Annotated in this window: 22 protein-coding genes; 8 read left to right on the top strand and 14 right to left on the bottom strand. The window is 69.3% G+C overall.

Annotated features, from left to right (window positions below; translation table 11 throughout):
• Positions 1-5: 5 nt before the first annotated feature.
• Together ACWDTS_RS15270 and ACWDTS_RS15265 are read left to right on the top strand one after the other, a co-directional pair.
• Entirely contained in the window at positions 6-1,622 is a 1,617-nt protein-coding gene (locus tag ACWDTS_RS15270; RefSeq protein WP_450109054.1) for a LuxR C-terminal-related transcriptional regulator, read from the top strand.
• 180 nt (positions 1,623-1,802) lie between these two features.
• Positions 1,803-2,504 carry a hypothetical protein gene (locus ACWDTS_RS15265; protein ID WP_197252354.1) on the top strand — a complete coding sequence of 234 codons (702 nt, stop codon included), beginning with the start codon at positions 1,803-1,805 and terminating at the stop codon, positions 2,502-2,504.
• 91 nt (positions 2,505-2,595) lie between these two features.
• Here the strand turns inward: ACWDTS_RS15265 and ACWDTS_RS15260 are convergent, their stop codons facing one another.
• The 7 genes from ACWDTS_RS15260 to ACWDTS_RS15230 all read right to left on the bottom strand — a co-directional run bounded on the left by ACWDTS_RS15260 (position 2,596) and on the right by ACWDTS_RS15230 (position 8,827).
• Positions 2,596-3,351: an anti-sigma factor gene (locus ACWDTS_RS15260; RefSeq protein WP_450118521.1), complete on the bottom strand. Its 756-nt coding sequence runs from the start codon at positions 3,349-3,351 to the stop codon at positions 2,596-2,598.
• Complete coding sequence (locus ACWDTS_RS15255; protein WP_450109052.1) at positions 3,348-3,917, bottom strand: sigma-70 family RNA polymerase sigma factor; 570 nt, start codon at positions 3,915-3,917, stop codon at positions 3,348-3,350. The genes ACWDTS_RS15260 and ACWDTS_RS15255 overlap by 4 nt, the downstream gene beginning before the upstream one ends.
• An 82-nt stretch (positions 3,918-3,999) precedes the next feature.
• Positions 4,000-4,869, bottom strand: coding sequence for a DUF1295 domain-containing protein (locus ACWDTS_RS15250; protein ID WP_450118520.1), 870 nt, complete (start codon positions 4,867-4,869; stop codon positions 4,000-4,002).
• On the bottom strand, positions 4,866-6,143 hold the full coding sequence (locus tag ACWDTS_RS15245) for a class I SAM-dependent methyltransferase (protein WP_450118519.1): 1,278 nt from the start codon (positions 6,141-6,143) through the stop codon (positions 4,866-4,868). The genes ACWDTS_RS15250 and ACWDTS_RS15245 overlap by 4 nt, the downstream gene beginning before the upstream one ends.
• Complete coding sequence (locus tag ACWDTS_RS15240; protein WP_450118518.1) at positions 6,140-6,877, bottom strand: DUF1365 domain-containing protein; 738 nt, start codon at positions 6,875-6,877, stop codon at positions 6,140-6,142. Before ACWDTS_RS15240 ends, ACWDTS_RS15245 begins: the two co-directional genes overlap by 4 nt.
• Positions 6,874-8,205, bottom strand: coding sequence for an NAD(P)/FAD-dependent oxidoreductase (locus ACWDTS_RS15235; protein WP_450118517.1), 1,332 nt, complete (start codon positions 8,203-8,205; stop codon positions 6,874-6,876). Before ACWDTS_RS15235 ends, ACWDTS_RS15240 begins: the two co-directional genes overlap by 4 nt.
• Positions 8,195-8,827, bottom strand: a complete 633-nt coding sequence (locus tag ACWDTS_RS15230; RefSeq protein WP_450118516.1) for a dienelactone hydrolase family protein — start codon at positions 8,825-8,827, stop codon at positions 8,195-8,197. Before ACWDTS_RS15230 ends, ACWDTS_RS15235 begins: the two co-directional genes overlap by 11 nt.
• A gap of 178 nt (positions 8,828-9,005) precedes the next feature.
• Between ACWDTS_RS15230 and ACWDTS_RS15225 the strand changes: the two genes are divergently transcribed.
• Together ACWDTS_RS15225 and ACWDTS_RS15220 are read left to right on the top strand one after the other, a co-directional pair.
• A complete protein-coding gene (locus ACWDTS_RS15225; RefSeq protein WP_450109046.1) occupies positions 9,006-9,674 on the top strand; it encodes a fasciclin domain-containing protein in 669 nt (222 codons plus the stop codon).
• A 44-nt stretch (positions 9,675-9,718) separates the two neighbouring features.
• Positions 9,719-10,288, top strand: coding sequence for a lipocalin family protein (locus ACWDTS_RS15220; RefSeq protein WP_450109072.1), 570 nt, complete (start codon positions 9,719-9,721; stop codon positions 10,286-10,288).
• 69 nt (positions 10,289-10,357) lie between these two features.
• Here ACWDTS_RS15220 and ACWDTS_RS15215 read toward each other — a convergent pair whose 3' ends face one another.
• The 3 genes from ACWDTS_RS15215 to ACWDTS_RS15205 all read right to left on the bottom strand — a co-directional run bounded on the left by ACWDTS_RS15215 (position 10,358) and on the right by ACWDTS_RS15205 (position 14,641).
• On the bottom strand, positions 10,358-11,842 hold the full coding sequence (locus ACWDTS_RS15215; protein WP_450118515.1) for an SDR family oxidoreductase: 1,485 nt from the start codon (positions 11,840-11,842) through the stop codon (positions 10,358-10,360).
• A complete protein-coding gene (locus ACWDTS_RS15210; RefSeq protein WP_450109044.1) occupies positions 11,839-13,203 on the bottom strand; it encodes a TIGR01777 family oxidoreductase in 1,365 nt (454 codons plus the stop codon). Before ACWDTS_RS15210 ends, ACWDTS_RS15215 begins: the two co-directional genes overlap by 4 nt.
• Positions 13,204-13,270: 67 nt before the next feature.
• A complete protein-coding gene (locus tag ACWDTS_RS15205) occupies positions 13,271-14,641 on the bottom strand; it encodes a cryptochrome/photolyase family protein (RefSeq protein WP_450109043.1) in 1,371 nt (456 codons plus the stop codon).
• A 176-nt stretch (positions 14,642-14,817) separates the two neighbouring features.
• Here ACWDTS_RS15205 and ACWDTS_RS15200 point away from each other — a divergent pair, with 176 nt between their 5' ends.
• Positions 14,818-15,042: an RNA-binding S4 domain-containing protein gene (locus tag ACWDTS_RS15200; RefSeq protein WP_450109042.1), complete on the top strand. Its 225-nt coding sequence runs from the start codon at positions 14,818-14,820 to the stop codon at positions 15,040-15,042.
• On the opposite strand, the gene ACWDTS_RS15195 is transcribed toward ACWDTS_RS15200, so the two are convergent.
• Positions 15,043-17,307, bottom strand: a complete 2,265-nt coding sequence (locus ACWDTS_RS15195; RefSeq protein WP_450118535.1) for an ATP-binding protein — start codon at positions 17,305-17,307, stop codon at positions 15,043-15,045.
• 219 nt (positions 17,308-17,526) lie between these two features.
• On the opposite strand from ACWDTS_RS15195, the gene ACWDTS_RS15190 reads away from it, so the two are divergent.
• Together ACWDTS_RS15190 and ACWDTS_RS15185 are read left to right on the top strand one after the other, a co-directional pair.
• Positions 17,527-19,173 (top strand): flavin-containing monooxygenase, encoded by a 1,647-nt coding sequence (locus ACWDTS_RS15190; RefSeq protein ID WP_197254743.1) that lies wholly within the window; start codon positions 17,527-17,529, stop codon positions 19,171-19,173.
• 50 nt (positions 19,174-19,223) lie between these two features.
• Positions 19,224-20,198: an alpha/beta hydrolase gene (locus ACWDTS_RS15185; RefSeq protein WP_450109041.1), complete on the top strand. Its 975-nt coding sequence runs from the start codon at positions 19,224-19,226 to the stop codon at positions 20,196-20,198.
• On the opposite strand, the gene rraA is transcribed toward ACWDTS_RS15185, so the two are convergent.
• Entirely contained in the window at positions 20,156-20,650 is a 495-nt protein-coding gene (gene rraA / locus ACWDTS_RS15180) for a ribonuclease E activity regulator RraA (RefSeq protein WP_450109040.1), read from the bottom strand. The genes ACWDTS_RS15185 and rraA overlap by 43 nt on opposite strands.
• A gap of 124 nt (positions 20,651-20,774) precedes the next feature.
• Here rraA and ACWDTS_RS15175 point away from each other — a divergent pair, with 124 nt between their 5' ends.
• Positions 20,775-21,527 carry a FadR/GntR family transcriptional regulator gene (locus ACWDTS_RS15175; RefSeq protein ID WP_450109039.1) on the top strand — a complete coding sequence of 251 codons (753 nt, stop codon included), beginning with the start codon at positions 20,775-20,777 and terminating at the stop codon, positions 21,525-21,527.
• 18 nt (positions 21,528-21,545) lie between these two features.
• On the opposite strand, the gene ACWDTS_RS15170 is transcribed toward ACWDTS_RS15175, so the two are convergent.
• Both ACWDTS_RS15170 and ACWDTS_RS15165 read right to left on the bottom strand, forming a co-directional pair.
• A complete protein-coding gene (locus tag ACWDTS_RS15170; RefSeq protein WP_450109070.1) occupies positions 21,546-22,784 on the bottom strand; it encodes an Nramp family divalent metal transporter in 1,239 nt (412 codons plus the stop codon).
• A complete protein-coding gene (locus tag ACWDTS_RS15165; RefSeq protein ID WP_197254737.1) occupies positions 22,772-23,146 on the bottom strand; it encodes a DUF5313 family protein in 375 nt (124 codons plus the stop codon). The genes ACWDTS_RS15170 and ACWDTS_RS15165 overlap by 13 nt, the downstream gene beginning before the upstream one ends.
• Positions 23,147-23,156: the final 10 nt, after the last annotated feature.

Below are 23,156 nucleotides of genomic sequence, written 5' to 3'. Positions count from 1 at the left end.
GCGCGATGGGCATCGTGGAGGATCTGGCGCGGGCACGTGAGGCGTTCGAACGCCGCGAATGGGCCGTGGCGTTCGATCGGCTCTCCTGCGCCGGCACCCTCGACGCCGGGGACCTCGACGACCTGGCCACTGCGGCCTTTCTCTCCGGCGAAGTCGACGCCGCCGTCCGCGCGTTCCAGCGCGGCTATGCGGCCGAGGTGCGGCAGTGCAACCCGCTCGGCGCGGTTCGGTTCGCCTGCTGGTTGTGCCTCGTGCTGAGCCTGCGCGGGGAGATGGCCGTGGCCGGCGGCTGGGTCGCGAGGGCGCAGCGCCTGCTGGGGGACCGGTCCGACGACGTGGCGACGGGCTTCCTCTCGTTGTTCGAAATGCATCGACACCTCGCGGGCGGCGATATCGCAGGTGCGGAGGTCGCCGCGAACCGGATGAGCGACGCCGGGTCCCGCAGCGGGAACGCCGACCTGATCGCGTTGGGCCTGATGGGCAGAGGGCGCATGCTGATGTATTCCGGGCACGTGCCCGAGGGGCTCGATCTGCTCGACGAGGCGATGGTCGGGGTCGCGGCTTCCGAGGTGTCGCCGATCGTCGCGGGAATGATCTACTGCTCCATGATCGAGGCCTGCCAGGAGGTGGCCGACTTCGTCCGGGCCGAGTCGTGGACGTCCGCCCTGACCAGGTGGTGCGAAGCCCAGCCGTCCCTGGTCCCGTTCACCGGCCAGTGTGCGGTCCACCGCGGGCAGATCCTGCGATTGCACGGGGCATTCCCGGAAGCGATCGACGAATTCGCCCATGCTGCACAGAGATACGCGGAAACCGGAACCCCGGGAGCTGCCGGGCTCGCACTGGCCGAACAGGGCGACGTGCTACGGATCCGAGGCGAGTACGACGGGGCCGAGGCCGCGTTCACCGAAGCATCCGTTCTCGGCTACGAACCCCAACCGGGTCTCGCTCTCCTGTGGTCGTGCCGGGGGAGAACATCCCAGGCTGTCGCGGCGGTCCGCAGGCTTCTCGCGGAAACCCCGGATCCCGTGCGGCGATCGCGGTTGCTACCGGCCGCCGTGGAAGTGCTGACCGGCGGGCACCAGATCGACGAGGCACGCACCGCCGCCCGGGAACTGACGGAGCTGTCCGCCGGATTCGGGTGCATCGGGTTGCGGGCGATGGCCGCGTACGCCTGCGGGATCGTCGAACTCGCTTCGGGTGAAACGGAATCCGCGCTCCGCTCCGCACGGGACGCCTGCCGGATCTGGACGGACCTCGACGCACCCTACGAAGCCGCCCGGTCGCGGGTGCTCGTCGGGACCGCCGTCCGGGAGATCGGCGACGAGTACTCGGCTCGGGCGGAATTGACCGCGGCCCGTGGGATATTCGACCGGTTGGGTGCCGTACCCGACGGCCGGGATGTCGACCGGATGCTGCGGCACGGTCTGCCGGGCGGGCTGACGGAACGCGAGGTCGAGGTGCTTCGCCTCGTCGCCACCGGCTGCAGCAATCCGGAGATCGCCGAGCGGCTGGTGCTGAGCGAGAAGACGGTGGCCCGGCACCTGAGCAACATCTTCACGAAGCTCGACGTCACCTCCCGCACCGCGGCCGCGGCCTACGCGCACGAGCACGGGTTGTTGTGATCTGTGGACCGCTGCCGTCGTGCGCCCGCAACCGCTGACAGGCAAGACAGCAGCGCGATGTATGCCGCGCGCTGCTGTCTTCGCGCCGCGCGGCTCGAGGGGATGGCCGCGTGTCCGGCGTCGAATTCCTGTACCCGGGGGGGACCCTATCCGGGGAGGACAGAAAAGGATTTGCGGTAAATGGTGTTCGAGGTCAAGGTCACTCACCGGGTCACGTCGACCGGGGTGGCGGCGTGTGAGGTCCACCCCGATCTCTTCGTCGACGAAATGGGACGGGTCTTCACGACCGCCCAGGCTGTGGTGGACGAAGCACACATTCCCGCCGGGATCCGTTCGGTGGACGACGACGCGGTCTTCGTCGTCGAGGACGAGGCGATCGAGCTCGCAGTCGACTGGATCGAGGTGTTGTCCGGCGATCGCAGGGCTGCGAAGCGGCTCGAGCAGCGAACCCAGCGTCGGTGGGCTCCTGTGGCCGGGCCCGGTCCGCTCGTGCGTCCCGACGTCGACTGGGCATCGCTGCGAAGGGACAAGCGGACCGTGGAGTTCGCGGTGCGGGCGTCGCATCGCATCAAGTCGCTTGGGGAGCTGGCCTGTGAGCTCTACCCTGATGTGTTCGTCGGAAAGGACAGCAGGGGAGCGTATTCCAGATACGCCGGCATGGCGATGCAACAGCCCGGCGACTTCGTCCAAGAGCTGTCGGCCGGTACGCAGGAGTGGTTCCGTGTCCAGGGTTTGAAGGAAGCTCTCAGCTGGACGTCGACCGTCGCCAAGATTCGCGACGAGTTCTGGTTGAAGCGGCACGGAGAACGCAGAGCCTTCGACTGGGTGCCGGTCGGACCGATGGGTCCTGCCTGCCCGCCGCGCAGCGTCCTGACTCCCTGACCAGCAGCCGCCGACGGCCGAGACAAGAGCGCGATGCATGCCGCGCGCCGGTGACTTCCCGGCGCGCGGATACCGCGCGGATGGCTCCGGATCAGGTCAACGGCAGTTCGGCGAAGATACTCGACGGCTGGGTGGATCCGCCGGTCGGTTCGACGCTGAATCCCAATGCGGTTGCGCCGGAGATGTCGTCGAGCACGGCCGTCGTCGACGGGGCGACGTCGTCGGGGGTCATGGTGCCGGCGGAGGTCATGCCCTCGGGGCCGATCAGCCACATCTGGTAGACGGTGCCCTCGCTCGGCGGGGTCACGTTGTTCATCACCAGGACCCCGGCGTCGACCTCCTTCGAGTAGACGACGGTCGCGGTGCCGCCGCCCTCGATGGAGCCCGACGTCGTGCGCACGTCGTCGGCCGCGAGGATCTGCGCGGACGTCGGGGGAGGGGTGACGTCCTGGCGGACCCACGATCCGACGCCGATGGCACCGACCGCGACGATCACGGCTGCCGCGGCGGCGAGCAGGAAGTTCCGTCGCCGATTGCGGTACTGCTCGAGCGAAATCGGCCGAGACGTCGCCTCCGGCGCGGAAGTGCCTGTGATGTCGATGGTTTCGAGCAAACGCTGCCGGACCCGTTCGGGTGGTTCCACGGCGCCGACGGCGGAGACCTGCGCCATCGCCTCCCGGACCTCACGGACCTCCCGCTCGAATTCGGCGGCCAGCTCGGGACCGGCGGCGGCGACGCGTGCCTCGATCTCGTCGCGTTCGGAATCCGAAACCGCGTCGAGGGCGTAGACCGCGGCGAGATCGAGAAGGTCGTCACCGCCGAAATCGGCATGGGTGCTGTTCGTCATCGCTGCTCACCCCCAAGGCAATTCCGCAGACGGAGCAATCCGTCCCTGATTCTCGATTTGACGGTCGGGAGAGAGGCGGACAACTGTTCCGACACCTCCCGGTAGGTCAGGCCGTTGTAGTACGCGAGCTCGACCGACTGTCGCTGCAGATCGGTGAGCGTGCCGAGGCAGTCCGCGACCTGCTGCGTGTCGTCGCGGCGCACCACCTCCTCGCTCACCGCGTCGAACGCCGGGTCCGTGGACAGGGCCCCGTAGCGGGCCTCCCGGTCGGCGCCGGACTGTTCGGAACGGACCCGGTCGACCGCCCGGCGGTGGGCCAGGGTGATCAGCCACGACAGCGCCGAACCCTGAGAGGGATCGAACCCGGAGGCCGTGCGCCACACCTGCAGGTAGACCTCCTGCAGCGTTTCCTCGCTGTATCCCGGATCGCGCAGCACCCGCAGCACCATGCCGTAGGCACGGGCGCGCGTGAGGTCGTAGAACTCGGCAAAGGCCGACCGGTCCTCCGTCGCGATCTTCGCGAGGAGTCCGTCGAGTGTGTCGGTGCCGCCGCCGACGTCCGTCATCGGCCGTGTCCGCTCATCGCCGGAAAGCCTAGCTGGGCGAATCGGGCAGCTCAACTCGCTTCGGCGACGGAAGCGTGCGGTGTCAGCCGGTGGCGCGGGGGCGAACATGACTCTCAGATCCATCGAGCGCGCGGCGCGGGGGCCGCGGAAGGAAGTACGAGGTGCGCTGCTGGTACTCGGGGTAGCCCGGCCGCCGCGACATCGACCGCTCCAGCAGCCGCGCACCGGTGGCGTACACCAGGAAGTACGTCATGATCGCGGGCGAGGCGACGGTGAGCACACCCGGCCACACGCTCGCGGCGATCAGCCACAGGCCCCACCACACCGTGGCGTCACCGAAGTAGTTCGGATGACGGGTCCACGCCCACAGCCCACGATCCATGATCCGGCCGCGGTTGGCGGGGTCGGCCTTGAACGCGCGCAGCTGCCGATCACCGACCGCCTCGAACACGAACCCGACAGCCCACAGCACCACACCGGCGATCAGTGCGACCGTGCCGAGGCCGCGGGTGGGCCCGGCGACCGCGGACACCTGGATCGGCAGGGAGACGAACCACTGCGCGGCGCCCTGGGTGACGAAGATCTTCCGCACCACGATCGCGATTCCCGTCGCTTCGCTCGCCCCGTTGCCGACGGAGGCGCCGCCGGCCCGGTTCAGCAGAGCCGTGTACCGCGGGTCCTCGCCCTTGCCCGCGGACTTGCGGTGCATGTGCCAGGTCAGCCGCACACCCCACAGGGTGACGAGCACGAGCAGCAGCACACGGCGGACCGGGTCGCCGCTGCCGATCGCCGCCGCGACCGCGGCGACGTACACGAAGCCCGCGCCCCACGCGACGTCGACGACGTTGTACCGGCCGATCCGGCGCCCGACGGCGAACGTGGCCGCTTGCAGGACCGCGAGTCCGGCAAGGCTGACCAGCGTGACGGTGAGGAAACTGCTCCAGGCGCTCACGGCCGGGCCTCCTTCGCGAGAACGATGTGCTGGACGTCGAGGTAGCCGGAGCGGAAACCGGCCTCCGAGTAGGCGAGATAAAAATCCCACATCCGGCGGAAGGTCGCGTCGAATCCGAGCGCCGTGACCCGGTCGCTGTTCGCGGTGAACCGTTCACGCCACAACCGCAGCGTCTCGGCGTAGTGCTCACCGAAGCCGAGACGGTCGACGGTGCGCAGCGACGTGTGGTCCCGGGTGATCGTCTCGATCGCCGCGGTGGACGGCAGCAGCCCGCCGGGGAAGACGTACTTGTGGATCCACGTGTAGGTGTCGCGGGTCGCCAGCATCCGCTCGTGCGGCATGGTGATCGCCTGCAGGGCGACGCGTCCGCCGGGACGCAGCAGCCGGTCGAGGACGCGGAAGTAGGTGGGCCAGTAGTCGTAGCCGACGGCCTCGATCATCTCCACCGACACGATGGCGTCGTACTCGCCGTCGATCGCGCGGTAGTCGAGCAGATCGATCTGCACCGCGTCGCCGAGCCCGGCCTCGGCGATGCGGAGGCGCGCGAGTTCCTGCTGTTCGCTCGACAGCGTCACCGATCGGACCTGCGCCCCGCGCTGCGCCGCCCGCAGGCTCAGCTCTCCCCAGCCCGTGCCGATTTCGAGAAGACGTGTGCCGGGGCCGACGCGCGCGGCATCGAGCAGGCGGTCGATCTTGCGCCTCTGTGCCTGTGCGAGGTCGTCCCAGCGGGCCGGGAATTCGTCGAACAGGGCGCTCGAATAGGTCAGGGTTTCGTCGAGGAACGATTCGAACAGGTCGTTGGACAGGTCGTAGTGGCGGGAGATGTTCGAGCGGGTGTTCTTCTCCGAGTTGCGTTCCGCGGCAGGGTGGCCGGCGACGAACAGGCGGCGCAGTCGCTGCAGTGGACGCGGGATCAGCCGGTCGACCTCGGCCGCGAAGGGGGTGAGCACCGCGACCGGGTCGGGTGCCGTCCAGTCCCCGGCCATGTAGGCCTCGCCGAATCCGATGAGCCCGGCGGTCCCGAGTCGGCGGGCGAATGCCTCGGGCCGGCGGATGATCATGCGCGGCAGGATCCGCCCCCGCGCTGCGGCACCGACCACGGTGCCGTCGGGATATTCCACGCGCACATCCAGCCGGGACGCGGCGCGGCGGAACAGGCGGTCGGCGACCGCACCGGCCACCCGCGCGTGCCGGTCGGTGCGGACTCCGACGATGTCGGGCCAGCGCTGCGCGTTCACGGCGGGTGCGGTGTCGTCGAGTTCCGGTGCGGTCATCGGACTTCCTCTAGGAGACGGTGGCCGGTGGGCCGAGGGACGAGGGGCAGTCTGCGCAGCCACAGGGCGATGCCCTGCCGTCGGATACGGGCCGAGACCATCAGCGGCGCAAGAGGATCGGTGAGCTGTGCGACCGCGACGGTGGCGGCGGTCGCCCGCTGTGCCCGGCCTCGCATCGTCGCGGTGAACGGGATCGACCCGTTCCGGTGCAGGACGACCGCCACCTTCAGCTCGTTCCCCGGTTCCGGGACGGACAGGTGGTAGCGGCCGTCGACGGGATTGAACGGGGAGACGTAGAACGCCTTGTCGACCTCGGCGCGACCCGTGACGTCGGTGCGCACCAGGTAGCAGTGGCGGCCGCCGTACGTGTTGTGCACCTCGGCGACCACGCACACGAGAGCGCCCGTGTCGTCGTGGCACCAGAACAGGCTCAGCGGATTGAACACGTAGCCGAGCACCCGGGCGTTGAGCAGGGCGGTCACCCGCCCGCCGCGCAGGTCGATGCCGCGGTCCGCGAGGTAGGCGTCGAGGGCGTCGCGCAGTGTCGCCCGCGGCCGCGGATCGTCGAAATGGTCGGCGGGGTCGAAACGCGCGAAGGGCCGCAGCCACAGCGGCAGCCGGGGCAGGTCGTCGAGGTCGACGAACCAGCTGTAGCTGCGGTATTCGAAGCCGTGCCGGATCGGGGCGTGGCGGGTGTGCCGGATCCGGGTCCGGTAGAGCGACGGGGTGGTCATGGCGCGAGCACCTCCGCCTCGGCGTGCGGGAACTTTGTGGGGGCGCTGTCCCATTCGACCCCGAGACGACGTGCCGCCTCGACGCCGGAACGCGCGCCGTCCTCGTGGAATCCCCAGCCGTGATAAGCGCCGGCGAAAGCGAGTGTGTGGCTGCCGAGTTCCGCAAGACGCTGCTGCGCTGCCACCGATTCCGGTGTGTACAACGGGTGTTCGTAGGTCATCTCGGCGATCACCTTCTCCGGGTCGACGCGGTCGGCGCCGCCGAGCGTGACGAGGAAACGCCGATCGGTGACAGTGGAGATCCGCATCAGCCGGGTCATGTCGTAGGTGACGACCACCGAGCCGCTGCCGTCGCCGTCGCGGGGGATCAGGTAGTTCCACGACGCCCGGGCGCGTTCGGCGCGGGGCAGCAGCGACGTGTCGGTGTGCAGCTGGGCGTGGTTGACGGAGTACGGCATCGCCCCGAGAACCTGCTGCTCGAGGGTGGTGGGACGGGCGAGCATCGCCAGGGCGTGCCGGGGGTGTGTCGCGATGACCGCGGCGTCGAAGGCGCGTGCGTCCCCGTCCCCGGCGACCACGCGGACACCGTCGCCGGTGCGTTCGACGTGGTGCACGGGGGTGTGGACGAGCACTTCGTCGAGCCCGGCGGCGATCTTCTCGACGTAGCGGGCCGAGCCACCCGTCACGGTGCGCCACGTCGGTGATCCGAAGACGGTGAGCATGCCGTGGTGTTCGAGAAAGGTGAACAGATAGCGTGCCGGATAGCGGGTGGCCTGCGCCGGATCGCACGACCAGACCGCCGCGACCAAGGGCGTCATGAAGTGTTCCTCGAAGTACCGCGAGAACCGATGCCGCGCGAGGAATTCCGCGAGCGTGACGTCACCGGCGTCGCCGGTCTCGCCGAGCAGGGCGCGGGCGAGGCGATGGAACCGGACGACCTCGCCGAGCATGTGCAGGTAGCGGGGGCGGGTCAGCGAGCGCAGGCCGGGGAACAGACCGGGCAGACCCTTTGCGCCCGCGTATTCGAGTCCGGTCGCGTCGGACCGGATGGACATCGACATGTCGGTGTCCTGCGTGGCGACGCCCAGTTCGTCGAACAGGCGCAGCAACGTCGGATAGGTGCGGTCGTTGTGCACGATGAACCCGGTGTCCACCGGCACCCGCACCCCGTTCCCGAGGTCGACGTCGTGGGTGTGGGCGTGGCCGCCGAGACGCGCGTCGGCTTCGAACAGGGTGACGCGGTCGCGGCGGGCGAGGACGTGGGCCGCGGTGAGGCCCGCGACGCCACTGCCGATCACGGCGACGGAACGGGGCCGGTCATGCTTCACGGGAGCCTCCGGGGGAGTGGGTGGGCGGGGTCAGGGCGTCGGACAGGAAATCGGCGGTCAGTGCGTGCCAGCGCTCGGGCCGGGTGAGCAGGAAGTGACCGGCGTCGGGGAACGGCAGCCAGGTCGCGTCCACGCCGCGGCGGCGGGCGGCTTCCGTCTGGGCTTCGGCGACCGACGGGTCGGTCCACGTGTCCGCGGTGCCGTGGGCGACCAGGAGCCGCCGGCCCGGCGGGATCAGGGCGCCGTCGTTGTCCGGCCACCACGGGGCCAGCGCCACCACCGCCTCGACCTGAGGGTGCGCGGCGAGGTGTGCGACGACACGCCCGCCCATCGAATGCCCGACAAGTCCGATGGGAGCATCGGGCCGGCGGCGGCGGATCTCGTCGAGGGCACGCAGACCGTCCTGCACGGGGCTGCGGACGTTCCCGTTCCAGCCCCGCACCGTGTATTGCACCTGGCGGACGGTGATGCCGGTGCCGGCAAACCGCAGCCGCAGAGACTCGGTGAGCAGCGACATCCGCAGCTGCGACAGGTGCCACCACCGGGCGGTCGCGGTACTCGCCGGCTTGCCGCCGGGCAGCACCAGCACGTGGGCGCGGCCGCGGCTCGAAGGAATCTCCATGACCGCCATTCGGAGCCGCAGACGCGGCGGATGGCTCGCCGCAGAAACCGGCCCCGGAAACGGCTCTCGAAAAAAACTTTCGGATCCGACCCATCCGCCCCCCGACCGGTGGCGAATGACCGGTGACACACCCGATCGACGGAGCCCCCGGGCCCTCGCCACGGAAGGAAGACGAACGATGGCTATTCGAACGCGAAAGAGCATGGCACTGATCGGAATCGGCGCCGCAGCAGTGATGGGTCTGTCGGCGTGCTCGTCCGACGACTCCGACTCCGCAACGGAGTCGGCGACTTCGGCAGCGACCTCGGCGATGTCGTCGATGGAAGCGACGACCACCGCGGAGGCCGCGGCATCCGGACTCGTGGGCCCGGGCTGCGCCGCCTACGCCGAGCAGGTACCGACCGGACCCGGTTCGATCGAAGAGCTCGCACAGCAGCCGGTCGCCACCGCCGCCGGGAACGTGCCGGTCCTGACGACGCTGACCGCAGCGGTTTCCGGGCAGCTCAACCCGGACGTGAACCTCGTGGACACCCTCAACGGGGGCGAATTCACCGTCTTCGCGCCGGTCGACGACGCGTTCGCGAAGGTCGATCCCGCCACCGTGGAGACGCTGAAGACGGATTCGGCGTTGCTCACCAATGTCCTGACCTACCACGTGGTTCCGGGGCAGATCGCTCCCGCCGACATCGCGGGTGACCAGACCACCGTCCAGGGCGGGACCGTGACGGTGACCGGCTCGGGTGACGACTGGAAGTTCAACGACGCCAACCTGATCTGTGGTGGAATCAAGACTGCGAATGCCACCGTCTACCTGATCGACGGAGTGCTGCTGCCGCCGCAGCAGTAATTCCGGTGCCCGGACCGACGAAAGGAGATCCCGTGAAACGAGCGATGTTCGGACTCGCCGCGGCGGCACTCGCCGCGGTGGGTCCGGCCCTCGTCGCGGCACCCGCGCAGGCGGCGCCGCTGACTCCCGTTCCTCAGCTCGACGTGACGCAGTACGTCGGCGGCTGGTACCAGCTCGCCGCCAATCCTGCGCCGTACAACATCGACTGTGTTCGCGACACCACCGCGCAGTACACCCTTCTCGACGAACGCAATGTGCGCGTGGAGAATTCGTGCACGACGATCACCGGCGAGCGGCGCGGGATCGTCGGCAACGCCCGCGTCAACGACACCGCGTCGCTGCACGTGTCGTTCCCGGGTGTGCCGTTCCAGGACTCGCTCGACGGTCCGAGCAACTACATCGTCACCTACCTCGCCGACGACTACTCGTGGGCCCTCGTCGGTGACCCGACTCGGGTGTCCGGATTCGTGCTGTCGCGCTCGCCGGTGGTGGACGGCGCTGCGTGGCAACAGATCCGCACGGTCGTCGAGGACGCCGGGTACAACTCGTGCCTGATGCTGACCTCCCCGACCACGGAAGGATTGCAGGAGATCAAGCCCCTCTGCACGGTGTAGCGGAAGGCACTGTGTAGCTGAGGAACCGGCGCCGGGATCGCAACTTCGGATGCGACCCCGGCGCCGGTCTCATGCGCCCACGCCGGCTTCCCGGCGCGCGGCGCCCGCGATGTTCTCGAGCATGCCCTTGAAGATGATCCCGTGGAACGGCAGCAGCGAGTACCAGTACAGCCTGCCGGCAAGTCCTTTGGGGAAGAAGATCGCCCGCTGATGCAGGCGTGTCCGGTCCGGGCCCAGCGGTTCGAGACGCCATTCGAGCCACGCCCCGCCCGGCGCGAGCATCTCGGCGCGCAGCCGCAGCAGTTCGAAGCGGTCGATCCGCTCGACGCGCCAGAAGTCCAGGGCGTCGCCGGTGTGCAGCGTCGTCGGGTTGCGGCGCCCCCGTGTCAGGCCCACCCCACCGGCGAACCGATCCAGCCAGCCCCGGATCGTCCACGCCAACGGGAAGGAATACCAGCCGTTCTCGCCGCCGATGCTCTCGACGACCGGCCACACCTCACGCGCGGGGCAGTCGCAGTCCAGGCTGCGTTCGTCGGTGAACACCACCTCCCCGGCCCAGTCCGGATCGGACGGCAGCGGGTCGGCGGGTGCACCGACCGGTGAGGCGTTCGCCCACGTGGTTTCCACCTCGCCGCGATCGATGCGGCGCAACGCCAGCGCGACCGCGTCCCGGTATCCGGTCGTGCCGCCAGGTGGGGGAGGGATCACCGCGTCGATGTCGTGCTCCGAGACGACCGCATCGGTGCTCAACGATTCGATCAGTGCACGCCCCAACGACGGGGGAATGGGGGTGACCAGGCCGATCCACAGTCCGGCCAGTCTCGGGGTGAGGACCGGCAGCACCACGATGCGCCGCCGCCGCAGCCCCGCGACCTCCGCGTAGACCTGCAGCATCTCGCCGTAGCGCAGCACGTCGGGGCCACCGATGTCGAAGGTCCGGCTGCGCGGCAGCGGTGCGTCGGCGGCCGCGACGAGATAGTGCAGCACGTCGCGCACCGCGATCGGCTGGATCCGGTTGTTCACCCAGCGGGGTGTGGTCATCACCGGCAGACGGTTGCCGAGGTGGCGGATCATCTCGAACGACGCCGAACCCGACCCGATGACGACGCCCGCCTGCAGCACCAGCGTGGGTACCCCGGAGTCGAGGAGGATCCGGCCGACCTGTTCCCGCGACCGCAGATGCGGCGAGAGCCGGTCGGAATTCGGATGCAGGCCGCCGAGATACACGATCCGGCCGACGCCGGTACGTTTCGCCGCCGCGGCGACGTGCTCGGCGGATCGCTGTTCCGCCTCCGCGAATTCACCTCGCCCGCCCATGGAATGGACGAGGTAGTAGACGACGTCGATGTCACGGCACGCGGCCTCCACCGAGTCCGGATCGTCGAGATCGCCCTGCACCACCTCGACGTCGCCCGCCCAGGGGACGTCACGCAACTTGTCCGGGGTGCGGGCCAGCACCCGCACCCGGTGCCCGGCGGCGACGAGGCGAGGGGCGAGCCGTCCGCCGATGTATCCGGTGGCGCCGGTGACCAGGATGCGCAGCGGGGCAGTCATGTCTGTTCGAGGATGTGCCCGAGTTGATGCCGCAGGCTGTCCTCGATGTGGGGACGTCGGTATGTGTGTCCGGCCTCGAGCAACCGGCGCGGCACGACGTGCTGGTCGGCGAGGGCGAGTTCACGGGCACCCTGGTCGCCGAGAAGCAGTTTCGGACCGAACGACGGCACCGGCAGCAGCGCCGGCCGGTGCAGCACGCTCGCCAGGATCCGCGTGTAGTCCTCGTTGCGGACCGGTTCCGGCGCAACGGCATTCACGGGTCCGGACAGCGACGGGTCCGCGAGCGCCCGGTGGTAGACATCGATCAGATCGTCGATGTCGATCCACGACAGCCACTGCCGACCGTCGCCGAGCCGGCCGCCGAGCCCGGCCGCGAACAGCGGACGCAGGATCTGCAGGGTGCCGCCGCGCGGAGTCTGCACGATGCCGGTGCGCACGTGGACCACACGCAGGCCACCGGCTTCGGCGGCTTTCGTCGCGGCCTCCCAGTCGGCGACCAGGTCGGCGAGGAATCCCGAACCGCGGGAAGCGTTCTCGTCGAGCATCTCGTCGCCGCGGTAGTAGCCGTACAGGCCGATCGCGGACGCGCACACGAACGAGGCCGGTCCGTTCGCGGTGTTCGCGGCGCATTCGGCGAGCAGCCGAGTGGGTTCGATCCGGCTGTCGCGGGCCGCGGCCTTGTGCTCGTCGGTGAATCGTCCACCGATGGACGCACCCGCCAGATGCACGACGGCGTCCACGCCTTCGAGCAGATCCTCGGCCGGCTCCTGCGGATCCCATTGCCGCTCGTGGTGATCGCGGGGTGCTCGGCGCACGAGCCGGATCACCCGGTATCCGCCGCTGGTCAGGAACGCGGTCAGTGCGGTGCCGACCAGCCCGGAGGTCCCGGTGACCGCGACCGTCACCGGTCGCACACCCTGCGACTGGGCCCAGCGGTGTGCGTCCAGGTCGTCGGCGATCTGCCGGTGCCGGTAGCGGAAGGTCTGCAGCAGAAGCTTTTCCGGGATCGGGGTGTCCACCCGGTCGACGATGCGGGTGCGGCCGCGGCCGACCGCTTCGAAGATGTGCTCGTGCCGCCACGACGCGACGAGACCGGCGGGGAGCGAGGTGAGACCGTCGCGGCCCAGTTCGTCGACGAAGCGCGCGGGCGGATCGTAGTCTTCGGGCCGGTGGTCGGCGATCCACCGCAGGCCACCGGGAAGTCCCAGCACCGCGCGGCCGTCGGCGAGCGAATCCGCCTCCGCGATCACCCGCATCGGCTGCCACGGCGGCATCAGCCGCTGGATCGCACCCGGCCGGGCGTGCCAGGCGAAGACCTCGTCGCGCGGCACGTCGACGATGCTCGAATACTCGATGCCCATGGTCCCCTCCGTATCAGCTTCGTCGTATCCGGTGGTTCGGGGCGGCGGTGTCCCCGGATGGGTAGATCTACCGTCTCGCGATCTCGCCGTACCGGGCCAGCGCGACCTGCCGTTCGTGTGTGTGGTCGACGATCGGGTCCGGATAGCCCGGGGACGATCCGTTCGGTGACGTGGCGGTCGGCGGCCGGTGCACCCCCTTGCCGGGAATGCCGCGCAGTTCGGGTACCCAGCGGCGTACGTAGTCACCCGTCGGGTCGAACTTCTCGCCCTGGGTGGTCGGGTTGAACACCCGGAAGTAGGGTGCCGCGTCGGTGCCGCACCCGGCCGTCCACTGCCATCCGTGCTGGTTGGAGGCCAGATCGCCGTCGACGAGGTGATCCATGAAGTGTTGGGCGCCCCACCACCACGGCAGGTGCAGATCCTTCGTGAGGAACGAGGCGACGATCATCCGCACCCGGTTGTGCATCCAGCCCTCCGCGAGCAGCTGGCGCATGCCGGCGTCCACGATCGGGAATCCCGTCCGGCCCTGCTTCCACGCGGTGAACGCGCGGTCCGCTTCAGGGCCGGTGTCGTAGCGGATGTCGTCGAACCGGTCGTTGTAGTTGCGGCGGGCGGTGTCCGGCCGGTGGTGCAGCACGTCGGCGTAGAAGTCGCGCCAGCACAGTTCGCTGCGCAGTGTCGTCGCGCCGGGATCGGAACGGTCGCGCAGGTCGTGCAGCAGGGTGCGCGGATGCACGCACCCGAACTTCAGGTACGGAGACAGCCGGCTGGTGCCGTCCAGGTCCGGGCGGTCCCGGTCGCTGTCGTACCGGTCCAGCGCGTCGTCGCGGAACTGCTGCCAGCGTTTCTGTGCCGCTGCCTCTCCGGCGGGCGGCAACGCGACCCCGAGGCTGTCGTCGTCGGCCGGTATCGACGTTCTGCCGTCGACGCCGTCCGGGTCGATCCACGCCACCGTCGACGCGCCGGTACGGGCCGGTGCCCGCCACCCGTGCTCGAGCCATGCCTTCCGGAACGGCGTGAAGACCCGGTACGGGCTGCCGTCGCCCTTGAGGATCCTGCCCGGTGAGACCGCGTAGGGCGATCCCGTCCGCACGAGCGGCACGTCGCCGAGGGCATCCTCGACGGCCCGGTCCCGGCGCGACCCGTACGGGGCGTAATCGGCGCTGATGTGGACCGATGCCGCGTCGAGGTTGCGGGCGAGCCGAGGGATCACCGTCACCGGATCCCCGCGGACGACGAGCAGGCGTCCGTCGAGGTCGTCGTCGAGAGCGCGCAGGCACCGCAGCAGGAAGGCGGTGCGCGGGCAGGGCCGCAGCAGCCGGTCGTCGAGCACGAACACCGCGGCCGCGCTGTCTGCCGTGTCGGCGGCAGACAGCAGGGTGGGCAGGTCCTGCAGCCGCAGGTCGCGGCGGAACCAGACCAGTGCGGGGCTACTCACCCGTCCAGTGTGCCCGGATCGGCACACGACGACACACGACTTCGGCAGCCCCGCAGAACCCGCAGACGAGGTAGACAGCCGCGCGCTGGCGGCAGCGCGCCGCTGCCTTTCCGATCTGCGGCTATGCAGGGGGCCGCGAATCGTCGAAGCCTCCCGTCTCGGAGAGAATGGGAGTCATGTCCGACGCCTACGAAGTACCCATCCGCGACGAGTCGATCCGGCTCGGCCAATTCCTGAAGCTCGCGAACCTCATCGAATCCGGGGCCGAGGCGAAGGAGGTCATCGCGGACGGACTGGTCTCCGTCAACGGCGAGGCGGAGTTCCGGCGCGGCCGGCAGCTGCACGTCGGCGACATCGTGGAGATCGCAGGGGCCAGCGCACGCGTCACCCGCGAAGGGTAGCTACGCCGCGCGCGCCGCGACCCACGCGGCGATCTGCGTGCGCGACCCGAAACCGAGTTTCGCGAGGATCCGTTCGACGTGACCGTCGACCGTCCGCGGTGAGATCACCAGATGCTCGGCGACCGCGCGGTTGCTCAGGCCCTCCGCGATGAGCGCGGCGATCTCGAGTTCCCGTTTCGTCAGGGGCGAAACACTCGTCGGTGCGGTGGCCTCGGCGGCGGCTTCCCCGAGCGCGAAGACCACCGCTTCGTCGATCGTGGTCCCCGCATACGCGGAGGCGAGCTTGCCGAATTCGGCTTCGCCGAGCGCGTCGACGGCGCGCTGCCGCGCGGTACGCGAATCGTCGGTGACATGGGGGCCGAACGCCGAGATGTCGGTGCCCAGCCGTGTCCACACCGCGTCGGCCGCGCCGAACAGGCGCGCCGACATCCGGGGATCGGATCCCGCACATGTCCACGCCAGCACCTCGATCGACAGCGCGGTGCAGATCTTGTCCTTGTAGGACCGCTGGATACGCAGGGCGGCCCGGGCCGCGTCCACCCCCGCGCCGGGTGCCCCCTGATGCAGATGCACGAGGCTCGAAACCCACAGCGAATAGGCGCGATTCCAGTTCTCGCCGTAGCGCTCGGACAGGTCGAGGACCGTCTTGCAGGTGGCGAGCGCGGCGTCGGCATGCCCGTCGTAGATCTGCGCCATGGCGAGCTGGAACGACGCGGTCAGCACCGCGGCGGTGTCCTCGTGGGAGCGGAGCACCGCGATCGCCGACTCGTACAGGCCGATCGCCTCGGTGGTGCGGCCGCGGAAGAGCAGGTGCAGGGCCGCCCAGTGGTCGGTGTGTGCACCCAGGTGATCGTCACCGAGAGTTCCGGCGAGAGAACGGCATTCGGTCAGGTGCCGCTCGGCCGCATCGTGATCTCCCTGGATCAGCGCGATCCAGGCAGCCACCCACAGGGCATCGCCGCGGGCTCGGACCGGATCGGTGACGTGCTGCAGGACGCGCTCGAGGCGGGTGCGGCCGTCGGCGAGGTTGCCGCCTGCGATCCAGTGATAACGCAACGCCACCGCGAACTCGGCGGTGGTCGGCGACGACGATTCCTCTCGCAGCGACCAGTCCAGCGCCGCAATGTGATTCGGATGGTCGATGCGCAGGTTCGTGAGGATGTCCCGCTGTGTCGATCCGCACCAGTCCTGCGCGGCGCGTGCGGCCCGCGCGGCATAGTGGTCGCGATGCCGGCGATACAGTTCCGCAGTCTCGCCGCACCTCTCGGCAAGCTCGGCTCCGTATTCGCGCACGGTCATGAGCTGGGTGTACCGGAGCTCTTCGGCGGCGCGCTCGGTGCCGACGAGGGACTTGGCGATGAGCCGGTCGAGCAGGTCGACGATGTCGTCCACGGGAAGCGCACCGAACCCGCACACCGCCTCTGCCGCTTCGAGATCGAACGAGCCGGGGAAGACGGAAAGGCGTGCCCACAGCAGCCGCTCGTCCTCCGAGCACAGGTCGTAGCTCCAGTCGATCAGAGCGCGGAGGGTCTGCTGCCGCGGCAGGGCGCTGCGGTTGCCGCCGGTGAGCAGCGCGAACCGGCGGTCGATCCGCTCGACGAGTTGTGAGGGCGACAGCGACCGCAGCCGGCTCGCGGCGAGTTCGACGGCCAGCGGGATGCCGTCGAGGGACCGGCACAGCTGGGCGATCGCGTCGGCGTTCGCGTCGGTGAGCTCGAAGTCGGAGACGGTGTTGTGGGCGCGTTCGACGAACAGCGTCACCGCCTCGAACGGCGCGATGTCCACCGCCCGGTATCCGGTGCCCGGCGGGGGAGTGCCCAGCGGCGGCAGCAGGTAGGTCTGTTCCCCGGCGATGCCGAGCGGTTCGCGGCTGGTGGTGACCACCCGGATCTCCGGTGCTGCGGCCAGCAACGACGTGACCAGCGTGATCACCGCGGAGAGCAGGTGCTCGCAGTTGTCGACGACGATCAGCATGTGCCGGTTGCGGGTGTGCTCGGCGAGCTTGTCGAGCACCGGACGATTGGACTGGTCGGTCACGCCGAGGGCGGCGGCGGCCGCGGACGGCACCGTGTCCGGGTCCCGGACGGCCGCCAGATCGATCCACCGGACCGAATCGCGGAACGCGCGCGCCGAGCGCACCGCCAGCTCCTCCGCGAGCCGGGTCTTGCCCACCCCGCCGGGTCCGACCAGCGACACCAGACGGGCCTGCTGCAGGCACGCGCGGGCCGCGTCGAGTTCACGGCGACGCCCGACGAAGCTGGTCAGAGACCTGTGCGGGACGGTGGTGGCGGACAGCGCCGGACTCCCTTCCGAGATGCCGAAGGATCGAGGCCGAAGATACCCGATCGGGCTGTGACCCCCAACACAGGTAGCTACGGGGGTGTTCTCCCCCATGTGGGGTGGGTGTGATCCACGTCATGGTGGTCGTGTCCGGATCGGCACCCCTCGAGTGCCTTCCCCCGTGATCCACGAGGAGTCAGCATCATGTCCTTCGATCCTTCTTCCGCCTCTCCCGACGTCGACGCGGTCGTGGTAGGAGCCGGGTTCACCGGCCTGTACGCGCTGTACAAGATGCGCGACGAAATGGGCCTGACGGTCCGGGTTTTCGACGCCGCCGACGATGTGGGCGGCACCTGGTACTGGAACCGGTATCCCGGCGCGCGTGTCGACATCGAGTCGGTCCACTACTCGTACTCGTTCTCGAAGGAACTGCAGCAGGAGTGGCGGTGGAGCGAGCGGTTCGCCGCGCAACCGGAGATCCTCGACTACCTGCGGCACGTCGCCGACCGCTTCGACCTGCGCAAGGACATCACGTTCGGTACCCGCATCACCTCCGCGGTGTGGGACGAGGACCGCCGCGTGTGGACGGTGGGCACCGAGTCCGGCGACTCGGTCACCGCGACCTACCTGATCTCCGGTGCGGGCAACCTGTCGGTGCCGAAGAAGCCGGAGTTCCCGGGCATCGAGAACTTCGCCGGCGAGGTGTACCTGACCGGCAACTGGCCGCACGAACCGGTCGATTTCATCGGCAAACGCGTCGGGATCATCGGCACCGGGTCCAGCGGCATCCAGGCGATCACCGAGATCGCGAAGCAGGCCGGGCACCTGTCGGTGTTCCAGCGCACCCCGAACTATGCGACGCCGATCGGCAACACCCCGGTCACCGACGAGGAGATCGCGCACGTCAAGGCGCACTACGACGAGATTCGCGCCGCCTCCCGCAACCACTTCCTCGGCGTCCCGTACGACCAGGTGCAGGACTCCGCGCTCGCGGTCTCCGCCGAGGAACGCCGACGTGTGTTCGACGAGCGTTGGGACGCAGGCGGATTCCGGTTGTTCATCGACAGCTTCCGGGACATCCTGTTCGACAGGGAAGCCAACGACACGGTCGCCGAATACATCCGCGAGCGCATCTACGAACGGGTGAACGATCCCGAGGTCGCGAAGCTGCTCGCGCCGACGAACTACCCCTACGCGACCAAGCGTCCGCCGCTCGAGACGAACTACTACGAAACCTACAACCGCGACAACGTCACCCTCGTCGACGTCGCGAGCGCGCCGATCCGGGAGATCACCGCGACCGGTGTCCGTACCGCGGCCGCCGACCACGAACTCGACGTCATCGTCCTGGCCACCGGATTCGACGCGATGACCGGGCCGCTGCTGGCGATGGGCATCGTCGGCCGCGACGGCGAGCGGCTCGAGGACAAGTTCGCGGGCGGACCGCGCACCTATCTGGGGCTGATGATGCACAAGTTCCCGAATCTGTTCCTGGTCACCGGCCCGCAGTCCCCGTCGGTGCTCTACAACATGCCGCTCGCGATCGAGGACCACGTCGACTTCGCCACCGACGCCATCGCCCATCTGCGAGAGCGCGGTCTCGACACGATCGAGCCGACCCTCGAGGCAGAGGACGCGTGGGTCGAGCACTGCGCCGAACTGGCTGCGGCAACGCTGATGCCGAACACCGACTCGTGGTACATGGGCGCGAACATCCCGGGCAAGCCGCGGGTCTGCATGGTCTACCTCGGCGGAGCGCCCGCGTACCGGGCCAAGTGCGCCGAGGTCGTCGAACGCGGCTACGAAGGCTTCGAGCTCGGCGGCGGCGAGCAACTCGCCCGCGCCTCCTGACGCCGCTCCGATCACTCAGCAGCACAACACTTTCGAAAGAAGGCAGACAGATGGCACTGGACGAGCACGTCGCGCAGTTGATCGCGGGACTGCAGGCACAGGGACTGAAGTCGTTCGAGCAGATGTCGGTGGACGAAGCGCGCGCAGTCGTCGCGACGTTCACCGGGCTGCAGGCGCCGGCCGAACCGGTCGCGCGGGTTCACGAGGCGCGGTACAGCAGCGCCGGCCGGGAGCAGGACCTGCGGATCCATGTTCCGGAGGGTGAGGGGCCGCATCCGGTGGTGCTGTACTTCCACGGCGGCGGATTCGTGGCGGGGAGCCTGGACGTCGTGGACGAGCCGGCTCGCGGAATCGCCAACGCCACGGGCGCCATCGTGGTGACCGCCGCGTACCGGCTCGCGCCCGAGCACCGGTTCCCGGCCGCGCCGGACGACGCGTGGGCCGCACTGAAGTGGGTCGCCGCCAACATCGCGGACTACGACGGCGACCCTGACAACATCGTGATCATGGGCGACAGCGCCGGCGGCAACCTGGCGGCCGTCACGGCGCTGCGGGCCCGTGACCAGGGCGGACCCCGGCTGCGCGGGCAGGTGCTCGTGTACCCGGTCGTCGATCCGGAGGCGCAACTGCCGTCGCGGAGAGAATTCGCCGAGGGGTACGTGATCACCGCGGCGGGGCTGGACTGGTTCTGGGAGCAGTACCTGTCCGCGCCCGGCGATGCGCAGAATCCCTATGCGGTGCCCACCCGCGCGGACAGCCTGGCGGGTCTGCCGCCGACGCTGATCCTCACCACGGAGAACGAGGTGGCGCGCGACGAGGCCGAGGAATACGGCGCCCGCCTCCACCGGGACGGTGTCGACGTGACCACCGTGCGATTCGACGGCCTCGTGCACGGGGTGTTCTGGATGTCCGGTGCGGTGCCGCGCAGTCGTGAACTACGCAGTGCGGTAGCCGAATTCGTCGGCACCGTCACCGCATCCGATCAGGCCTCGGCGCGGACGACGACGCCGTCGCTGTCGCTGTAGACGATCTCACCCGGGTTGAACGTGACCCCGCCGATCTCGACGGGCACGTTCTTCTCCCCGGAGCCGGTCTGGGTGCTCTTGCGCGGGTTCGTGCCCAGCGCCTTGATGCCGATCTCGAGCGTGCGCAGGATCGCCGAGTCGCGGACCGCGCCGTTGACGATGACCCCGGCCCAGCCGTTGTCGACGCCGCGGCCGGCGATGATGTCGCCGACGAGCGCGGTGTGGATGCTGCCGCCACCGTCGACCACGAGGACACCGCCGTTGCCCGGCTCGCTCAGGGTCTGCTTGACGAGCAGGTTGTCCTGGAAGCAACGGATCGTGGTGATCGGCCCGCAGAACTCGGTGTGCTTGCCGAACTGGATGAACTGCGTGTCGCAGCTGCGGATGTCCGGACCGATCTCGTCGGCCAGGTCGGCGGTGGCGGTGAACTCGGGCTTGGTTGCTTCGCTCATGAGCAGAGGATAAGTCCCAGCTCATACGGTCAGATGATCGTACTCATAACCGGTCAAAGCGGTAGATTCTTGTATTCTTACCGGACAGCGCTTGGGCTGTGCGACGGGACTACAGGACGGTGAAATGCCACTCGACGGACGCTCGACGGTTGTTCGCGTGCCGAAGGCCGGCGAACTGATCGCGGCGAGCCTGCGCAGGCAGATCATCACCGGCGAGCTCGAGCCCGGCGAGCCGCTGCCGAACGAAGCGGCCCTGATGGAACGGTTCGGGGTGTCCCGGCCGACGCTGCGCGAGGCGTTCCGCATCCTCGAATCCGAAGGCATCATCACCGTCCTGCGCGGCGCCCACGGCGGCGCCCGCGTGCAGGCGCCGGACCGCTCCACCGCGGCCCGCTCGACCGGTCTGCTGCTGCAGTACCGGGGCGTGCCCCTCGCCGATGTCTACCGGGCCCGCACCGAACTCGAGGTCGCGGCGGTCGGTCTGATCGCCGCGAACCCGGAAGATCGCGTCGACACCCTCGCCGAACTGGTCGAACGCGGCGCGGAACTGATCGGTGACCCGATCGGGTTCGCGCGGTACGACACCGAGGTGCACCGCATGGTGATGGAACTCGGCGGCAACCAGACGATGGCGGTACTCGCGGGCATGCTGCTCGACATCATGGACGCCCACAACGCCCTCTACATCTCGACGCGCAGCGACGTCTCCGACCGCCCCGGCGCGTCGGTCGCGCTGCGCGCGAACCGCAAGCTCGTCGAATTGTTGCGCAACGGGGAACCCGGTGCCGCCGAAGCCTTTTGGCGCAAGCATCTCGACAGTGTCGAACGGGTCATGACCGGGGATTCGGCGACCACGCTCGTCGAGGTGCTGTCCTAGCGGGCGACGCGGCAGCAGTCAGGCGGTGAAGGTCAGCCACAGCAGCGTCGCATTCAACGCGACGATCAGACCCACCGTCAGCCAGGCCGCCGCACTCGTCGCCGGAAGATTGCGCTGCGCGCCCATCAGCACCGGGTCGGAACTGATCCGCACGAGCGGCACCAGCGCGAACGGAATGCACATGCTCAGCACGACCTGGCTGAGCACCAGGGCGAACGTCGGATCGACACCCGCCGCGAGCAGGATCAGCGCGGGCACCATCACGATCACGCGCCGCACGATCGGCCGGAGCCGGATATGCAGCAGACCCGCCATGATCTCGGCGCCGGCCGCGGATCCCACCGCCGTCGACGCGAGGCCGGACGCGAGCAGGCCGACCGCGAAGACCACGCCGATCGTCGGGCCGAGGGAATCGGTGATCGCGGCGTGCGCACCCTCGATGCTGTCGGTGCCCTCCCGTCCGCGCAGCGCCGACGCGGCGAGCAGCAGCATGCCGATGTTCACGGTGCCCGCCACGACCAGGCCACCGGCGACGTCCCAGCGGGTCGCCCGCATCACCCGGTCCAGGCGGGGCCCGGGTTCGACCCTGCCGTGCCGGGCGCGGGCGAGCGCCGAATGCAGGTAGATCGCGTGGGGCATCACCGTCGCGCCGAGCATCGATGCCGCCAGCAGGACCGTGTCGGTTCCCTCGAAGCGGGGCACCAGCCCGGCCGCGGCGTCGGTGAACGACACATCCGTGAACGCCAGACCGGTCAGGAACCCGACGGTGATGATCGCCAGCAGCGCGACCACCACGAACTCGAAGGAACGCTGGCCGCGGCGGTCCTGCACCGACAGGATCGCAATGGACACGGCACCGGTGATCAGCCCACCGACGAACAGGGGCAACCCGAACAGCAGGTGCAGGGCGAGGGCACCGCCGATCACCTCCGCGACATCGGTGGCGATCGCCATCACCTCGGCCTGGAGCCAGAAAGCGCGGCGCGACGGGGTGCGCAGGCGCATACCCAGCAGCTCCGGCAGGGAACGCCCCGTCACCACACCGATCTTCGCGGACAGGTACTGCACGAGGATCGCCATGATGTTGGCGACCACCAGCACCCACAGCAGCAGATATCCGTAGCGGGCACCGGCGGTCAGATTGGCGGCGACGTTACCGGGATCGACGTACGCGACGGCCGCCACGAAGGCGGGGCCGAGCAGGAGGAAGAGACGCGACTGGTGCGTCCGAGTGTCGATAGAGGTCACCGACCGAATCGGCGTTCGTACTCCGCGCGCTCGCGGTCCGCCCGCTCCCGCTCCTTCGCGCCGAGCAGGGCCGGATCCAGGCCGTGCTGCTGCAGCCGGTGCCGCTGCCAGATCGGCCGCAGCGCGACCGAGAAGTAGATCCACGGAAGCAGCAACAGCAGCATCATCGCGATCGGAATCCACACCGGGCCCGGAATCAGCAGGAACAGCAGAAGGAACGGGATGATCGGGGTGATCCAGCGCACCAGGTAGCGTCGCGTGCTGCCGGGACCGAGAACGTCGTTGCGGACCCAGTCCTGCATTTCTGTCGGCAGCCGGCGACCGAACACGTAGCCGATGAGCTGGATTGGATTCGGTCGTGCACTACTCATGTGGACCAGG

The organism is Rhodococcus sp. NPDC003383, assembly GCF_053589115.1.
The sequence above is the reverse complement of the archived record's forward strand: the minus strand, read 5'-3'. Positions and strand labels throughout refer to the sequence as shown.